The sequence below is a fragment of the Pseudomonas sp. GM60 genome, from assembly GCF_000282415.1.
GTDB lineage: Bacteria > Pseudomonadota > Gammaproteobacteria > Pseudomonadales > Pseudomonadaceae > Aquipseudomonas > Aquipseudomonas migulae.
Window position 1 is genome coordinate 1 of sequence record NZ_AKJI01000162.1, and the last position, 15,804, is coordinate 15,804.

Genomic DNA, 15,804 nt, shown 5'->3' on the forward strand with positions numbered 1-15,804 from the left:
CCCCAGCCGATCTGGCTGGCCAGGTAACCGCCCAGCGCGCCGACCAGCGGCGTACCCCACCAGGCCTTGAAGGGTGTTCGATCAGACATCGGCGACCGCGCGACGAGCGACCGAACGTTTGCGCCAGATCCGCAGGATCGGCACCAGCAACATCACCACGATCAGCGCCCAGACACCCAGCGTGATCCCGCTCGACCAGAGAATCTCCAGCGAACCGTTGGAGATCGACAGTGCGCGGCGCAGATTCTGTTCCATCAAACCTCCGAGAATGAAACCCAGCAAAACCGGCGACAACGGGAAATCCAGCTTGCGCAGAATGTAGCCGAAGATGCCAATGCCGATCATCAGGAACAGGTCGAAGGTGGTGGCATGCACCGCGAACACGCCGATGGCGGTAATGATCGCGATCATTGGCACCAGCGCCCAGTTCGGTACGGCGAGGATGCGGGTGAAGATGCGGATCATCGGAATGTTGAGGATCACCAGCATGATGTTGGCGATAAACAACGATGCGATCAGGCCCCAGACGATGTCCGGTTGCTGTTGGAACAACAGTGGGCCCGGCGTGATGTTGTACAGCGACAACGCACCGATCATCACCGCCGTCGTGCCCGAACCGGGAACGCCCAGGGTCAGCATCGGCACCAGCGCGCCGCAGGCTTCAGCACCGATGGCGGTTTCCGGAGCGGCCAGACCGCGCTTGTCGCCCTGTCCGAATTTGCCGCTTGGGCCAGCGATACGTTTCTCGGTCATGTAGGCCACGGCGCTGGCAAGTGTTGCACCGGCGCCAGGCAAAACGCCCATGATGAAACCCAGCACACCGCACCGCATGTTCACCCAGAACACCGACGCAGCTTCCTTGAAGTTGAACATCATGCGGCCGGTGGCTTTGAACGCTTCCTGGCCGCGGTGGGTTTTTTCCAGCAGCAACAGGATCTCGCTGATGGAGAACAGGCCCAGCACCAACACCACGAACTGAATGCCGTCGGTGAGGTGGATGTTGTCGCCGGTGAAGCGGTAGACACCGCTGTTGGCGTCGATGCCGACGGTCGACAGGAACAGGCCGATCAGCGCCGCGATAAAGGTCTTCAGCGGTCGATCACCGGCCATGCCGCCGAGGCAGACAATCGCGAACACCATCAGGACGAAATATTCCGCCGGACCGAAGGCAATCGCCCATTTCGCCAGGATCGGCGCGAACACCACCATCCCGCACGTGGCAATAAAGGCGCCGATGAACGAACTCCACGCCGACAGCGACAGCGCGACACCGGCCATGCCTTGACGGGCCATCGGGTAGCCGTCGAGGGTGGTCATGACGGTGGACGCTTCGCCCGGAATGTTCAGCAGGATCGAACTGATCCGGCCGCCGTACTCGCAACCCAGATAAACAGCGGCCAGCAGGATCAGCGCCGACTCTGGTGGCAGCCCGAGGGCGAATGCAATCGGGATCAGCAACGCCACGCCGTTGATCGGGCCGAGGCCGGGCAGCAGGCCGACGACGGTGCCGATCAGCGTACCGCTGAGTGCGGTGACCAGGTTGTAAGGGGTCAGTGCGACGCCGAAGCCGTGACTCAAATAACCAAGCGTATCCATTTCAGTTCTCCAGAACGTCGAGCAGACCCAGAGGCAGCGGCACGTCCATCACTTTGTCGAACAGCAGGTACAGACCGATGCTCATCAGGCTGATGATCACTGCGCTTGGCAACCAGCGTCCGCCGTACAGGCGCGCCATCGGAATGCCGATCAAAATGCTGCTGAGGATGAAGCCCAACGGTTCGAACAGGCCGGCGAACACCAGCAGCAGCACCACGCAGCGGCCGATCTTGTGGAGGGTTTCACGATCCAGCGGCGGGTCTTCTTCGGAGTGTTTGATCGGGGACGGGCGAAACACCATGTAGATCAGGCCCATTCCCATCAGCCCCAGCATCAGCAAGGGGAAGGCGCGAGGGCCGATCGGTTCGTAGGAAAAAGGCGCCTGGTAGGGCCAGGCCATCAGCACCAGGCTGGCGCAGGCCAGCAGCAGCACCGATGCGAAAATGCGTTGTACGAGCATGGGGAACTCCTGTGCCGCGACCCCGCAGTGCGGGGCCGCAGCCGCTAGACAGAGGCGATCACTGAATCAGGCCGAACTCTTTGGCCAGCACTTTGTAGTCCGCGACCTGCTTCTTCACGTAGGTGTCCAGTTCCGGGCCGGTCATGGCGAACGGAAAGAGTTCACGCTGATCGCGTAGCTTGGCGAAATCATCGGAAGCCAGCAGTTTGTCGAAGGAGTCTTTCCACCAGGCGTAGTCTTCATCGCTGACTTTTGGCCCGAGGTAGAAACCGCGAACCACTGGCCAGACGATGTCGTAGCCTTGCTCTTTGGCGGTCGGAATGTCTTTCATTTCCGGCTCGTCCAGGCGCTTCTCGGAGAACACCGCCAGCAGACGCATGTCGCCGCTCTGGATGTGCGGCATGGAGTCGGAGATGTCGGTGCTGCCGACCTGGATGTGGCCGCCTAGCAGAGCGGTGGCGATTTCGCCGCCACCTTCGAGGGCGACGTAACGCAGATCGCGCGGGTTGATCCCGGCGGCCTTGGCGATCAACGCGGTTTGCATCCAGTCCTGGCTGCCGACGGTGCCGCCGGAACCGATCACCACTTTGCTTGGATCTTTCTTCAGCGCCTGAACGAGATCGTCGAGGGTCTTGTAAGGCGAATCGCTTTTCACCGCGATAGCGCCGTAGCTGGTGCCAACCGCTGCCAGCCAGCGCACGTTGGTTTCATCGAAGCGACCGAACTTGCCCTGGGCCAGGTTCAGCAATGAACCGCTGGACCACGCCACGAGCGTGCCGGCGTCGGCCGGACGTTGAGCGACCACCGCGTTGTACGCCACTGCGCCGACACCGCCGGGCATGTAGGTCACGCGCATCGGTTTGCTCAGCAGTTTCTCGTTCATCAGCGCGCTTTGCGCCAGTTTGCAGGTCAGGTCGAAACCGCCGCCGGGCGAGGCCGGGGCGATGCATTCCGGGCGCTTGGGCTCGGCCATCAGTTGGCCGGCAAACAGCATGCAGCTGGCGGCGAGGGCGAAACGGCGCAGTGATCGATTCATTGTTGTCTCCACGGGAGTTGTTGTTTTTGGGGATGTTTCAGGTGCGGCAGTTTCGCGTCGCGCAGCCGTTGATGGCGCTGACAAACGTAAACGACGGGAATTGAAAAAAGAGATGAGGCGGGCAAACCTGGAGCTGTGTGGACAGCATGGCGAAGTACCTCGTTATTGTTCTTATTGGCGAAAACGCATCGAGGCGTTTTTCGGGAGCTACATTTCAAAGCACGACCGATGGCTTTCAGTCGAAACCATCCGTGGGCCGACTCTAACGGTCGAACCTTTCACTAACCTTTCAGCGGACTTTCACGGTTTTCGGGCTTCACAGCGGCGGATGCGGCTGTAAACTCCGCGCCAAAGAATGGCGTCGAACATCCCTGAATGAGGTAAAGATCCATGCGTGTTCTGCTCGTCGAAGACCATCTGCAACTCGCCGACAGTGTCGCCCAGGCGCTCAAGAGCACCGGGCTGACCGTGGATGTGCTGCACGACGGCGTGGCCGCCGACCTGGCGCTGAGCAGCGAGGAATACGCCATGGCGATCCTCGATGTCGGCCTGCCGCGCATGGATGGCTTCGAGGTGCTGGCGCGCTTGCGGGCCCGGGGCAAGAACCTGCCGGTGCTGATGCTGACCGCTCGCAGCGACGTCAAGGATCGCGTGCATGGCTTGAACCTCGGCGCTGACGATTACCTGGCCAAACCGTTCGAACTGACCGAGCTCGAAGCCCGGGTCAAAGCCTTGCTGCGTCGCAGTGTGCTCGGCGGCGAACGTCAGCAGACCTGCGGCGTGCTGGCTTACGATCTGGACACCCGACGCTTCACCCTCGGCGACGAATTGCTGACCCTGACCTCCCGCGAACAAGCGGTGCTCGAAGCGCTGATTGCGCGTCCCGGTCGGGTGATGAGCAAGGAACAACTGGCCGCCCAGGTGTTTGGTCTTGACGAAGAAGCCAGCCCCGACGCCATCGAAATCTACGTCCACCGCTTGCGCAAGAAACTCGACGGCCAACCGGTCGCCATCGTGACGTTCCGCGGTCTTGGCTATTTGCTGGAAAGCCGCGATGCATAAGCCCAGCAGCCTGCGCTGGCGGTTGCTGTGGAACCTCGCGCTGTTGCTGGTGGTGTTGATGCTGGCCAGTGGATTGAGCGCGTACTGGAATGGTCGCGAAGCCGCCGATACCGCATATGACCGGACCTTGCTGGCTTCGGCGCGAACCATCGCCGCCGGGGTGTCCCAGCGTGACGGAACGCTCAGTGCCGATGTGCCTTACGTGGCGCTGGATACGTTTGCCTACGACAGTGCCGGGCGAATTTTTTACCTGGTCAACGACATTCACCAGAACCTGATTTCCGGCTACGAAAACCTTCCCGCTCCACCACCGGGAACGCCGCGCACCGATGACTATCCGGCGCTTGCCCGTTTCTACAACGCGACGTATCGAGGGCAGAACGTGCGGGTGGTCAGCCTGCTCAAGCCCGTGAGCGAACCGAACATGAACGGCATGGCGGAAATTCGCGTGGCGGAAACCGACGAGGCACGCGTCAGCATGGCCCGTAGCCTGGCGGCAGACACGTTGTTGCGGCTGGGCATGTTGGCGGTCGGCGCGTTGCTGATGGTGTGGTTTGCGGTGAGTGCGGCGTTGCGTCCATTGGAACGCTTGCGCACGGCGGTGGAAGAGCGCCAGTCCGATGACTTGCGGCCGCTGCCGCTGGTGGAGGTGCAGCGAGAATTGTGGCCGTTGGTGCGTGCGCTCAATCACTTTACCGAGCGTCTGCGCGGGCAGTTCGAACGTCAGGCGCAGTTCATTGCCGATGCTGCGCATGAACTGCGCACGCCGCTGGCGGCGCTCAAGGCGCGACTTGAACTCGGCCTGCGTTCGGGCGAACCCGAAACCTGGCGCAACACGCTGGAAACGGCAGCGCAAGGTACGGATCGTTTGACCCATCTGGCCAACCAATTGCTGTCGCTGGCGCGTGTCGAAAACGGTGCCCGGGCGATTGCCGAGGGCGGTGCACAACTGCTCGATCTGAGTCAGCTGGCCCGGGAACTGGGCATGGCGATGGCGCCGCTGGCCCATGCCCGCGGCGTGGCGCTGGCGCTGGAAGCCGACGAACCGGTGTGGCTGCGCGGTGAGCCGACGCTGCTGAACGAGCTGTTGAGCAATCTGGTGGACAACGCGCTGGCCCATACGCCGCCCGGCGGCAACGTGATCCTGCGGGTCTCGGCACCGGCGGTGCTGGAGGTCGAGGATGACGGGCCGGGGATTCCGCTGGAAGAGCGTGATCGGGTGTTCGAGCGCTTCTATCGGCGCAACCAGCAGGTGGCCGGGTCTGGGTTGGGGTTGGCGATTGTCGGCGAGATCTGCCGCGCGCATCTGGCGCAGATCAGCCTGCACGATGGCGAGCAGGCGGGGTTGAAGGTGCGGGTGAGTTTTATCGCGGGGTAGTTTTGCGCTGTTAGGGCTGACCCCATCGCGAGCAGGCTCGCTCCCACAGGGATCTATGGTGCTGCATCGATCCAGTGTGGGAGCGAGCCTGCTCGCGATGGGTGCGATACGGTTTCGGCTAGTAAAACATCGACCGCGATTCTTCCAGATCCCTGCACATCGACTCATTCTCCGGATCGATTCCCAGCTTCTTGAAGGCCGGCACGCCGAGCGGGTCGATACGGGCGATGGGGTGGTCGGTGTCCTTGTGGCAATACAAACTGGCCACTTGCACCAGATCCACATAGTCGACGCGCTCGGACTCGCGCTTGAAGTCCAGATACAGCCCCGGCACCTGTACCAGCATTTCCGGAAACTCCCAGACCCTGAGCAGTTTGTCGCCGAGCAGCGGGTGAATGTGGTCGATCACATGGTTCAGGCTGACCGGGTCCGACAGCAGCTCGTAGTGGTCTTCGGCGTACGTCAGGATCGGCAGTACACCAATCTGATGCACCAGCCCGCCCAGCGCCGCCTGATCGGGCTTGAGCTGCGTGTAACTGCGGCACAGCGCGTAGCTGACCCCGGCGATTTCCAGGCTTTTGCGCCAGACATCGCGCATCTTTTTCTCCACCACGTCAGAGCGCGCATGGAAAATCTGCTCCATGACCAGACCGATGGCCAGGTTGCTGCTGTAATTGACGCCCAGGCGCGTAATTGCCGTATGCAAGTCAGTGACTTCCTGGGTCGCGCGCAGCAGCGGGCTATTGACCACTTTGATCAGGCGCGCCGACAGCGCCGTATCACGGCCAATCACTTTACTCAGGGTGCTGACACTTATTTCCGGGTCTTCAGCGGCCTTGCGAATCTGCAGGGCCACTTCCGGCAACGTTGGCAGAACCAGGTCATCGTTATCGATGGCCTCAACCAAATCCTGTTGGACCTTATCCGCCAAATCGCTCATTTCTTTTCTCTAGGGTGTTGCAACAAGTACTGCTGTTAACGCTGGATCTCGCGATCGCGATCCAGTTCATAAGGCAAGTCAAGCAGATGCAGGGGCGGCCCTTCGATCGCGCCCAGATGGACTTCGCCACCTTCCGCCGCTTCGGCTTGCAAGACGGCCAGGAGTTCAATGTTTTGTCCGGCGTGTGCGGCAATCACCACTTCGCCGATGGAACTGCCGTGTGTCGGGGAAAACAAGGGCGTGCCGGGTTCAGGCAATGCACTGGCGTCCAGCTTCAGACGATACAAGCGGCGCTTGAGTTTGCCCAGGTACTGCATCCGCGCAACGATTTCCTGGCCGGTGTAGCAACCTTTCTTGAAGCTCACGCCGCCGACGGCCTGCAGATTGAGCATCTGCGGAATGAACAATTCGCGTGTGCCCGGCATCACCTGGCCGATCCCCGCGCGGACCTGGCCCAGCAGCCATTGATTGAGATCGCCCTCGGTCAGCAAAGCAGATAACCGGCCCTTGATGACGTCGGCCTGATCGGCGGCAACCCAGAGTTCGGCGCGGTCCGGTGAAACGCGGATGGCGATCAGCCCGTCATTGCGCGCCACGCTGTCGGTGTCCGCCGGCAGTTCGAGACCCAGGCCGATCAGGGCGGCATCGCCATGGTCAACGCCGAAGCGGACCCAGGCAGCGCTTTCATCGGTCAATTTCGATTTGGAGAACACCGCGTACTTCTTCAAGTCCGCCAGTTGCGGCTCCAGCAGCTCGGTGGCCATGGCCATGAGCACGCCATCACCTTGCAGCAGAATGCGGAAGCTCGATTGCATCCGGCCTTTCTGGGTGCAGCGCGCGCCGAGGCTGGCCTGGGTGTCGCTCAGGTAGTTGAGGTTGCAGGTCAGTTGGCCTTGCAGAAATTTGCTGGCATCCGCGCCGCGGACCGCGAGAACGCCTTCGTGAGACAGGGTGCAGAAAAAAGCAGAATCGGCCATGGGAGATCGCAGGGTAAAAGAGTCTGGGGGACATCATAAGGGGGCGCCCATGAAATGGGTAGTTCACAAAAGGTCGACAGTGCCCGACCAAAGCCGACTGTTCGATGGTGTCCGGGGCTGTATACTTGCCGCCTATTTGAGGAGCGCTCCATGGTCGAAGATGTTGAACTGAATCGCCTCTACTGGCACAGCCGCCGCGGCATGCTTGAACTTGACGTGTTGCTGGTGCCGTTCGTGAAAGAGGTCTACCCGCACCTCAATGATGTCGACCGCGATTGCTACCGCAAGCTGCTCGAATGCGAAGATCAGGACATGTTCGGCTGGTTCATGGAACGCGCCGAGTCGGAAGATCCGGAGCTGCAGCGCATGGTTCGCATGATCCTGGATCGTGTCCAGCCCAAGTAATGCGTTCGAATGCCGCTGGCATGCCTCACGGCAGTTGCTGGCGGCGTATCTGTTGGCCCAGCTGTTCGCGCTGGGTGCGTTGTTTCTGCTTGCCATACCGGTCTGGGCCAGCTTGCTCGGCGCTTTTTGCTGCCTGGCTCATTGCGTTTGGGCATTGCCACGCCAGATTTTACTGACACACCCACAGGCGTTTCGCGGCTTGCGTCGCGATGCGGATGGCTGGCAGTTGTGGAATCAGGCGGCGGGTTGGCAGGCGGTTCAGCTACGGCCGGACAGCCTCGCGCTGCCGCTGGTCGTCGTCCTGCGTTTTCGCCTGCAGGGCGAGCGGCGGGTCCGGGCGATCTGTGTGCCCAGGGATTCGCAGGCGGCGGATGTGCACCGACGCCTGCGGGTTCGGCTCACGTTCAGTCGGCGTAGGTGGGCGGCACCAGAATAGTGTCCAGCGCCTCCGGCAGCAGGTTCGGGTAGTCGAGGGTGTAATGCAGGCCGCGACTTTCCTTGCGTTCCATGGCTGACTGAATCATCAGTTCCGCCACTTGGGCCAGGTTACGCAGCTCGATCAAATCCCGGCTGACCTTGTAGTTACTGTAGAACTCGTCGATTTCGTCCAGCAACAGCCGCACGCGGTGCTGCGCACGTTGCAGGCGCTTGTTGGTGCGCACGATGCCGACGTAGTCCCACATGAATCGCCGCAGTTCATCCCAGTTGTGCGCAATGATCACGTCTTCATCCGAGTCGGTGACCTGGCTGGCATCCCAGACGGGCAGGGCGACCGGAATCGAAACCTGCGGCAGTTGCTCAAGAATGTCTTCTGCCGCCGAGCGTGCGTAAACGAAACATTCCAGCAGCGAGTTGCTGGCCATGCGGTTGGCGCCGTGCAGGCCAGTGAAACTGGTTTCGCCAATTGCATACAGCCCCGGCACGTCGGTGCGGCCCTGCTGATCGACCATCACGCCGCCGCAGGTGTAGTGCGCTGCGGGAACCACCGGAATCGGTTGCTTGGTGATGTCGATGGAAAACTCCAGGCAGCGCTCGTACACCGTCGGGAAGTGCGTCTTGATGAACGCTTCCGGCTTGTGACTGATGTCCAGGTAAACGCAATCGACACCCAGGCGCTTCATCTCATGGTCGATGGCCCGGGCGACGATGTCCCGTGGCGCCAGTTCGGCGCGCGGGTCGAAACGCTGCATGAAACGTTCGCCATTGGGCAGTTTCAGGTGTGCACCTTCGCCGCGCAGGGCTTCGGTGATCAGGAAGCTTTTGGCTTGCGGGTGATACAGGCACGTCGGGTGAAACTGGTTGAACTCCAGGTTCGCCACCCGGCAGCCCGAACGCCAGGCCATGGCAATGCCATCACCGCAGGCGCCGTCGGGGTTGCTGGTATAGAGGTAGACCTTGGCTGCACCGCCGGACGCGAGGATCACGAAGCGTGCGCCGTAGGTGTCGACTTCCCCGGTGCCGCGGTTGAGCACGTAGGCGCCGAGGCAGCGGTCGCCTTCAAGGCCCAGGCGCTTCTCGGTGATCAGATCGACGGCGACCCGCTGTTCCAGCAACTCGATGTTGGGCCGTTGTCTGGCTTTGTCGAGCAGGGTTCTGAAAATCGCTGCGCCGGTGGCATCGGCGGCGTGAATGATGCGCCGATGGCTGTGACCGCCTTCGCGGGTCAGGTGAAACTCGAAACCGCCATCTTCGGTGCCGGATTGTTCATCGCGGGTGAACGGCACGCCTTGATCGATCAGCCATTGAATGGCCTCTTTGCTGTGCTCGACGGTGAAGCGCACGGCGTCTTCGTGGCACAGGCCACCGCCGGCATTCAGGGTGTCATCGACATGGGATTCAACGGTATCGGTGTCATCCAGCACGGCAGCGACACCGCCCTGGGCCCAGAAGGTCGAGCCATTGGCGAGGTCGCCTTTGCTCAGTACGGCAATGCGCAAATGATCGGGCAAGGTCAGCGCAAGGCTCAAACCGGCAGCACCGCTGCCAATCACCAGAACATCGTGTTGAAACTGTTGGCTCATTTCAGGATTCCGCTCAAAGCGACCCGGGTCGGGGTTGGCGCATGACTCCCGGAACGGCGAGTCAAGGCGGCCACACAGCGCACTAGTATATAGAGGGGGGGAGCGGCACAATAGCCGAGGTCACATGGCATTGTGAAACTACTGTGACGGAAAAGACTTGACGCTTCGTCGGATGATTTTTCGACCGGTTCGGCGACAAGAAGACTGTATCGTCGATTTAACAGTCTTTTTCCATTCACGGTTGCACAATGTCGGTCTTGCGCAGCTATAAATATTTGGAACTTTTGCCAAAGGCCCAAGATCAATAGACCGTTGCCTGAATCAAGGGACAGTGTCGGCTTCAATGCAGGATTGCGGTTTGATCCTTGCCGGCGAATCCGATGACAAGATTATTCGCGCAGCCGGGTTATGCCGAGCTGCGCTTTTCGTGCGTGCCAAATCAGAGCCCGCAGGAAACTTGCTTGGAGGGGGAGAACTTTTGCGAAAAGCCCGAGTCTATGTTTGCAAGTCTGGTCGTTTAGTTATGCAAGCTTCCTCCGAGCTTATCGAGGAGAGTTCATGCTAACCCAGGAAGAGGATCAGCAGCTGGTCGAACGCGTTCAGCGCGGCGACAAGCGAGCTTTCGATCTGCTAGTGCTGAAATACCAGCACAAAATTCTCGGGTTGATCGTGCGTTTCGTGCACGACACCCATGAAGCCCAGGATGTGGCACAAGAAGCCTTTATCAAGGCGTACCGTGCACTTGGAAATTTTCGCGGGGACAGCGCGTTTTACACGTGGCTTTACCGCATCGCCATCAACACGGCGAAAAACTATCTGGTTTCACGCGGCCGTCGGCCGCCGGATAGCGATGTCAGTTCCGAAGATGCAGAGTTCTACGATGGCGATCATGGCCTCAAGGATCTCGAGTCGCCTGAGCGTGCATTGCTGCGGGATGAGATCGAAGGCACCGTCCATCGAACCATTCAGCAACTGCCGGAAGATTTGCGTACGGCTTTAACTTTACGTGAGTTTGATGGTCTGAGTTACGAGGACATTGCGGCAGTCATGCAGTGTCCGGTGGGTACCGTGCGCTCCCGGATTTTCCGCGCTCGGGAGGCCATCGATAAAGCCCTGCAGCCGTTGTTGCAGGAAAACTGAGACAGCGGCGACAGCCAAGAGAGGAACGCCATGAGTCGTGAAGCCCTGCAGGAATCGCTGTCCGCAGTGATGGATAACGAAGCGGACGAACTGGAATTGCGTCGGGTATTGAATGCCTTTGACGATGTTGAAACCCGTGAAACATGGGCTCGTTATCAAATCGCTCGGGCAGTGATGCACAAGGATCTGCTGCTTCCACGTCTGGACATTGCAGCGGCCGTTTCTGCTGCGCTGGCTGATGAAGCCGTACCGGCGAAAGTCTCCCGTGGTCCATGGCGCAGCCTGGGTCGCCTCGCTGTAGCCGCTTCGGTTACCGTCGCCGTGTTGGCAGGTGTTCGTCTGTACAACCAGGACGAGATCGCGGGTGTCGAGTTGGCTCAGCACTCCACTCAACCGGGTCTGGCCGTTCCTCAGGTCAAGGGTCCAGCTGTTTTGGCAGGCTATAATGAGAGCTCGGAAGCCACTGGTCCTATGGCCAACGGCGTATTGCAAGCTCAGCCGGGCTGGCACGATCAGCGTTTGCCAGGCTACTTGCGCCAACATGCTCAACAGGCTGCACTGAAAGGTACTGAGAGCGCTCTGCCTTACGCTCGTGCAGCGAGCCTGGAAAACCGTTAAGGAGGATCATGCGCGCCATACCTCTACTTTCGCTTCTGCTTAGTGGCTGGTTCATTGTTCCAGCCCATGCCGATGAGGCACAAGACTGGTTGACCCGTCTTGGCCAGGCCGAGCAGCAGCAAAGCTTTCACGGTACTTTTGTCTACGAGCGAAACGGTAGTTTTTCTACCCACAACATCTGGCACCGCGTCCAGGATGGCAAGGTCCATGAGCGTTTACTCCAGCTCGACGGCCAGGCTCAGGAAGTTGTGCGCATTGATGGGCATACTCAATGCGTCAGCGGCCTTCTGATTGCAGGGCTTGGGGATTCCCCCAACTCCGCTGCTCGTACACTCGATCCACAGAAGCTCAAGAATTGGTACGACCTTGCCGTCATCGGCAAGTCGCGTGTGGCCGGACGTGCGGCAGTCATCGTTACCCTGACGCCTCGCGATCAACATCGCTACGGTTTTGAATTGCATCTGGATAAAGAAACCGGCCTGCCGCTCAAATCATTGCTTCTGAATGAGAAAGGGCAGTTGCTGGAGCGGTTCCAGTTCACGCAGCTGGATACCTCCGATTTGCCCTCCGACGACGATTTGCAGGCAGGCCCGGATTGCAAAGCCATCACCCTCGACAGCGACAAGGCTTCAGCCGTCAAGGCTGCGCAGACGTGGCATTCGGACTGGTTGCCTGCCGGCTTTGAGCTGACCAGCAGCACTTCACGCAAGGATCCCGAGACCAAAACCCAGGTCAGCAGCCTGATGTATGACGATGGCCTCGCACGTTTTTCGGTGTTCCTTGAGCCGCTCAATGGTGCCCCCGTCACCGATACCCGCACTCAGTTGGGCCCAACCGTCGCTGTATCCCGGCGCTTGACCACCCCTCAGGGCGAGATGATGGTCACCGTCGTCGGTGAAATCCCGGTAGGTACCGCTGAACGGATTGCGCTGTCCATGCGCTCCGATGCCACTGCAACCCAGTAGTGAGCTGAAACCGAAATGTTTGGTGAGCATTTCAATTTGCAAATATCCCCGAAATTTTTTATAGGTCAGAGCCCCTCGGCTCTGGCCTTGTTTGTTGTTCCCGGAACAAAAATACCGGCGTATCGTTCCCGGTGTTCCTTGCTCCATATCGCTTAACCATGCTCGTCGTAACGGGAGCCGTATGTCGATACCACGCTTGAAGTCTTACCTCTCCATATTTGCCACCGTGCTGGTGCTCGGTCAGGCGGTCGCTGTACAAGCGGCCGAGTTGCCTGACTTCACGCAGCTGGTCGAGCAGGCCTCGCCCGCGGTGGTAAACATCAGTACCACGCAGAAACTGCCGGATCGCAAAGTGTCGAGCCAGCAGATGCCAGACCTTGAAGGCTTGCCGCCGATGTTGCGCGAGTTCTTCGAGCGCGGCATGCCGCCACAACCGCGTACGCCGCGCGGTGATCGTCAGCGCGAAGCCCAGTCGTTGGGGTCGGGTTTCATCATCTCGTCTGACGGCTACATCCTGACCAACAACCACGTGATCGCCGATGCCGACGAAATTCTCGTCCGTCTCGCTGACCGTAGTGAGCTGAAAGCCAAACTGGTCGGCACCGATCCACGCTCCGACGTGGCGCTGCTGAAAATCGAAGGCAAGGACCTGCCGGTCCTGAAGCTGGGTAAATCCCAGGACCTGAAGGCTGGCCAGTGGGTCGTGGCCATCGGCTCGCCATTCGGTTTCGACCACACTGTGACCCAAGGCATCGTCAGTGCCATCGGTCGCAGCCTGCCGAACGAAAACTATGTGCCGTTCATCCAGACCGACGTGCCGATCAACCCGGGTAACTCTGGTGGTCCGCTGTTCAACCTGGCGGGCGAAGTGGTGGGGATCAACTCTCAGATCTACACCCGTTCCGGTGGTTTCATGGGCGTGTCGTTCGCAATCCCGATCGATGTGGCCATGGACGTTTCCAACCAGCTGAAAAGCGGCGGCAAGGTCAGCCGTGGATGGTTGGGCGTCGTGATTCAGGAAGTGAGCAAGGATCTGGCCGAGTCGTTCGGTCTTGATAAACCGGCCGGTGCACTGGTGGCGCAGATCCAGGATGACGGTCCGGCTGCCAAGGGTGGCCTGCAAGTGGGGGACGTGATCCTGAGCATGAACGGTCAGCCGATCGTCATGTCTGCCGATCTGCCGCATCTGGTCGGCGCGCTGAAGGCTGGTGCCAAGGCAAACCTTGAAGTGATTCGTGAAGGTAAGCGCCAGAATGTCGAGCTGACCGTCGGCGCTATCCCTGAAGAAGGTAAAGAGCTGGATGCCCTGCCAAAATCGGCCACCGAGCGCAGCAGCAATCGTCTGGGTGTTTCCGTGGTCGAGCTGACCGACGAACAGAAGAAAACCTACGACCTCAAAGGTGGCGTGGTGATCAAGGAAGTTCAGGACGGTCCTGCATCCCTGATCGGCTTGCAGCCAGGCGACGTCATCACTCACCTGAACAATCAGGCGATTGGTTCCGCCAAGGAGTTCACCGATATCGCCAAGGCGCTGCCGAAGAACCGCTCGGTATCGATGCGGGTTCTGCGTCAGAATCGCGCCAGCTTCATCACCTTCAAACTGGCTGAATAAACCGGTTGTCGGCTGAATAAAAAACCGCCTCGAAAGAGGCGGTTTTTTTATGCCTGGTGAAAGGCCTCAGCCCATCATGTCCTTGATCATGCGCTCCTGCTCCATCAGCTCCCGTTGGCGGGCGTCGATACGCGATGACAGCGGGAAGTTGGTCCCGGCCTTGCGCTTGGCGAAGTCCAGTTGCTGAATGGCCTGGCGGTAGTCGCCAACCAGCGCAAAGTACTCGGCGCGCGCCTGATGCAAGCCGATGATGTTGCCTGAAAGGCCACGGGTTTCCGCCACCATGTACCAGACATCCGGATCATCGGGACGGCTTTTGAGCAGGTTCTCCAGCGCTTTTTCCGCTTCGGGCGCCCGGTTTTGCTTGAGCAGCAAATCGACGCGCACCTGATTCAGTGGATAGTTGCCCGGATACTGAGTCAGCATCCGGTCCACCCGGGTTTGGGCGTCCGGCAGGCGATTGTTGGTGATGTCCAGATCGATCTGCGCCAGGTTGTAGATGATCTCGTTTGGCGACTTGGCCAGCAGCAACTTGAGATTTTCCCGTGCTTCGTTCAGTTGGCCGCCCTTTATCTGGGCGATCGCCAGGCCATAACGCGCAACGTCGTTTTTCGGGTTTTCATCCAGCTGTGCGCGGAAGCGCTTGGCGCCCAGGCCAGGGGTTTCTTCGTAAATCAGCTGGACTCGCGCACGGATCAGCTGATAACGCATGCTGTCTTCAATGCCGCCGGGTTTGGCCTGCTCGGCGCGGTTGCGGGTGTCGGCGATACGCGATTCGGTCACCGGGTGAGTCAGCAAGAACTCCGGTGGCTTGGCGTCGAAGCGGTATTGGCGAGCCAACCGCTCGAACATGGTTGGCATCGAGCGTGGGTCGTAACCGGCTTTTTCCAGGTTGAGGATGCCGATGCGGTCGGCCTCTTGCTCGTTCTGGCGCGAGAAACGTCGTTGTTCCTGAATCGCTGCCGCCTGCGTGCCCGCAATGGCCGCGATCCCGGCATCGCCGGCACCGGCAGCGGCAATCACGATCCCGGCCAGCAGTGCGGCCATCATCGGCACTTGCATGCGTTGTTGCGCTTCGACGCCACGGGCAAAGTGGCGCTGCGACAAGTGAGCCAGTTCGTGAGCGAGTACCGAGGCATATTCGCCTTCGGTCTGGGCATTAAGGAACAAGCCACCGTTGACCCCGACAATCCCGCCCGGCGCCGCAAAGGCGTTGAGCTGCGGGCTGTTGATCAGGATGAACTCCAGGCGCCGGTCATTGACCTGGCTGGTCTCAACCAGCCGGTAGACGCTGGACTCGACATAGTCCTTGAGCTGCGGGTCATTGAGCTGGTCAACCTGACTGCGCAGCAGCGCCAGCCAGGCGCGACCCAACTGATATTCCTGTTGTGGCGAGACGATTGCAGAACTGGCGTCACCGAGTGACGGCAGGTCGTCGGCGAAGCCCGGTGAGGCGAGCAGGCAAGCGAGCGTCAGCAGGGTAGGGCGCAAAAAAGTCATGCACAAAGCCTTAGTCGACAAAGACCTTACTGTAGCCGGACAGTACGCTTCGGACCAGATATTCTAAGCCGCTCGACCACCTGACCCGGAGTAA

At 60.1% G+C, this 15,804-nt stretch carries 15 protein-coding genes; 8 read left to right on the plus strand and 7 right to left on the minus strand.

Annotation, left to right across the window (positions count from 1 at the left end):
• Positions 1 to 81: 81 nt before the first annotated feature.
• From PMI32_RS02110 to PMI32_RS02100, 3 genes are read right to left on the minus strand one after another with little or no spacing between them, the layout of a single operon-like run.
• A complete protein-coding gene (locus tag PMI32_RS02110; RefSeq protein WP_008034898.1) occupies positions 82 to 1,596 on the minus strand; it encodes a tripartite tricarboxylate transporter permease in 1,515 nt (504 codons plus the stop codon).
• A 1-nt stretch (position 1,597) separates the two neighbouring features.
• Positions 1,598 to 2,056 (minus strand): tripartite tricarboxylate transporter TctB family protein, encoded by a 459-nt coding sequence (locus PMI32_RS02105; protein ID WP_008034905.1) that lies wholly within the window; start codon positions 2,054 to 2,056, stop codon positions 1,598 to 1,600.
• Positions 2,057 to 2,114: 58 nt separating this feature from the next.
• Positions 2,115 to 3,092 carry a Bug family tripartite tricarboxylate transporter substrate binding protein gene (locus tag PMI32_RS02100; protein WP_008034907.1) on the minus strand — a complete coding sequence of 326 codons (978 nt, stop codon included), beginning with the start codon at positions 3,090 to 3,092 and terminating at the stop codon, positions 2,115 to 2,117.
• Positions 3,093 to 3,482: 390 nt separating this feature from the next.
• Here PMI32_RS02100 and tctD point away from each other — a divergent pair, with 390 nt between their 5' ends.
• Complete coding sequence (gene tctD / locus PMI32_RS02095; protein ID WP_008034908.1) at positions 3,483 to 4,154, plus strand: two-component system response regulator TctD; 672 nt, start codon at positions 3,483 to 3,485, stop codon at positions 4,152 to 4,154.
• On the plus strand, positions 4,147 to 5,532 hold the full coding sequence (gene tctE / locus PMI32_RS02090) for a two-component system sensor histidine kinase TctE (protein ID WP_008034909.1): 1,386 nt from the start codon (positions 4,147 to 4,149) through the stop codon (positions 5,530 to 5,532). Before tctD ends, tctE begins: the two co-directional genes overlap by 8 nt.
• A gap of 118 nt (positions 5,533 to 5,650) precedes the next feature.
• Here the strand turns inward: tctE and PMI32_RS02085 are convergent, their stop codons facing one another.
• The gene (locus tag PMI32_RS02085) at positions 5,651 to 6,472 is read right to left on the minus strand and encodes an HDOD domain-containing protein (protein ID WP_008034910.1); all 822 of its coding nucleotides are present in this window, start codon (positions 6,470 to 6,472) and stop codon (positions 5,651 to 5,653) included.
• Positions 6,473 to 6,507: 35 nt separating this feature from the next.
• A complete protein-coding gene (gene ygfZ / locus PMI32_RS02080; protein WP_008034911.1) occupies positions 6,508 to 7,449 on the minus strand; it encodes a CAF17-like 4Fe-4S cluster assembly/insertion protein YgfZ in 942 nt (313 codons plus the stop codon).
• 150 nt (positions 7,450 to 7,599) lie between these two features.
• Between ygfZ and PMI32_RS02075 the strand changes: the two genes are divergently transcribed.
• Together PMI32_RS02075 and PMI32_RS0129290 are read left to right on the plus strand one after the other, a co-directional pair.
• Entirely contained in the window at positions 7,600 to 7,854 is a 255-nt protein-coding gene (locus PMI32_RS02075) for an FAD assembly factor SdhE (protein WP_007944081.1), read from the plus strand.
• Positions 7,838 to 8,290 (plus strand): protein YgfX, encoded by a 453-nt coding sequence (locus PMI32_RS0129290; protein WP_032829208.1) that lies wholly within the window; start codon positions 7,838 to 7,840, stop codon positions 8,288 to 8,290. The genes PMI32_RS02075 and PMI32_RS0129290 overlap by 17 nt, the downstream gene beginning before the upstream one ends.
• Here the strand turns inward: PMI32_RS0129290 and nadB are convergent.
• The gene (gene nadB, locus PMI32_RS02070; RefSeq protein WP_008034915.1) at positions 8,259 to 9,875 is read right to left on the minus strand and encodes an L-aspartate oxidase; all 1,617 of its coding nucleotides are present in this window, start codon (positions 9,873 to 9,875) and stop codon (positions 8,259 to 8,261) included. The genes PMI32_RS0129290 and nadB overlap by 32 nt on opposite strands.
• Before the next feature lie 558 nt (positions 9,876 to 10,433).
• Between nadB and rpoE the strand changes: the two genes are divergently transcribed.
• The 4 genes from rpoE (at position 10,434) to PMI32_RS02050 (ending at position 14,210) form a co-directional block, all read left to right on the plus strand.
• On the plus strand, positions 10,434 to 11,015 hold the full coding sequence (gene rpoE / locus PMI32_RS02065; protein WP_007944079.1) for an RNA polymerase sigma factor RpoE/AlgU: 582 nt from the start codon (positions 10,434 to 10,436) through the stop codon (positions 11,013 to 11,015).
• Positions 11,016 to 11,045: 30 nt separating this feature from the next.
• On the plus strand, positions 11,046 to 11,633 hold the full coding sequence (locus tag PMI32_RS02060; protein ID WP_008034916.1) for a sigma-E factor negative regulatory protein: 588 nt from the start codon (positions 11,046 to 11,048) through the stop codon (positions 11,631 to 11,633).
• Positions 11,634 to 11,641: 8 nt separating this feature from the next.
• Positions 11,642 to 12,598: a MucB/RseB C-terminal domain-containing protein gene (locus PMI32_RS02055; protein WP_008034917.1), complete on the plus strand. Its 957-nt coding sequence runs from the start codon at positions 11,642 to 11,644 to the stop codon at positions 12,596 to 12,598.
• Between the two features lie 181 nt (positions 12,599 to 12,779).
• A complete protein-coding gene (locus PMI32_RS02050) occupies positions 12,780 to 14,210 on the plus strand; it encodes a DegQ family serine endoprotease (RefSeq protein WP_008034918.1) in 1,431 nt (476 codons plus the stop codon).
• 66 nt (positions 14,211 to 14,276) lie between these two features.
• On the opposite strand, the gene PMI32_RS02045 is transcribed toward PMI32_RS02050, so the two are convergent.
• Positions 14,277 to 15,710, minus strand: a complete 1,434-nt coding sequence (locus tag PMI32_RS02045) for a M48 family metalloprotease (protein ID WP_008034920.1) — start codon at positions 15,708 to 15,710, stop codon at positions 14,277 to 14,279.
• Between the last annotated feature and the right edge of the window lie 94 nt (positions 15,711 to 15,804).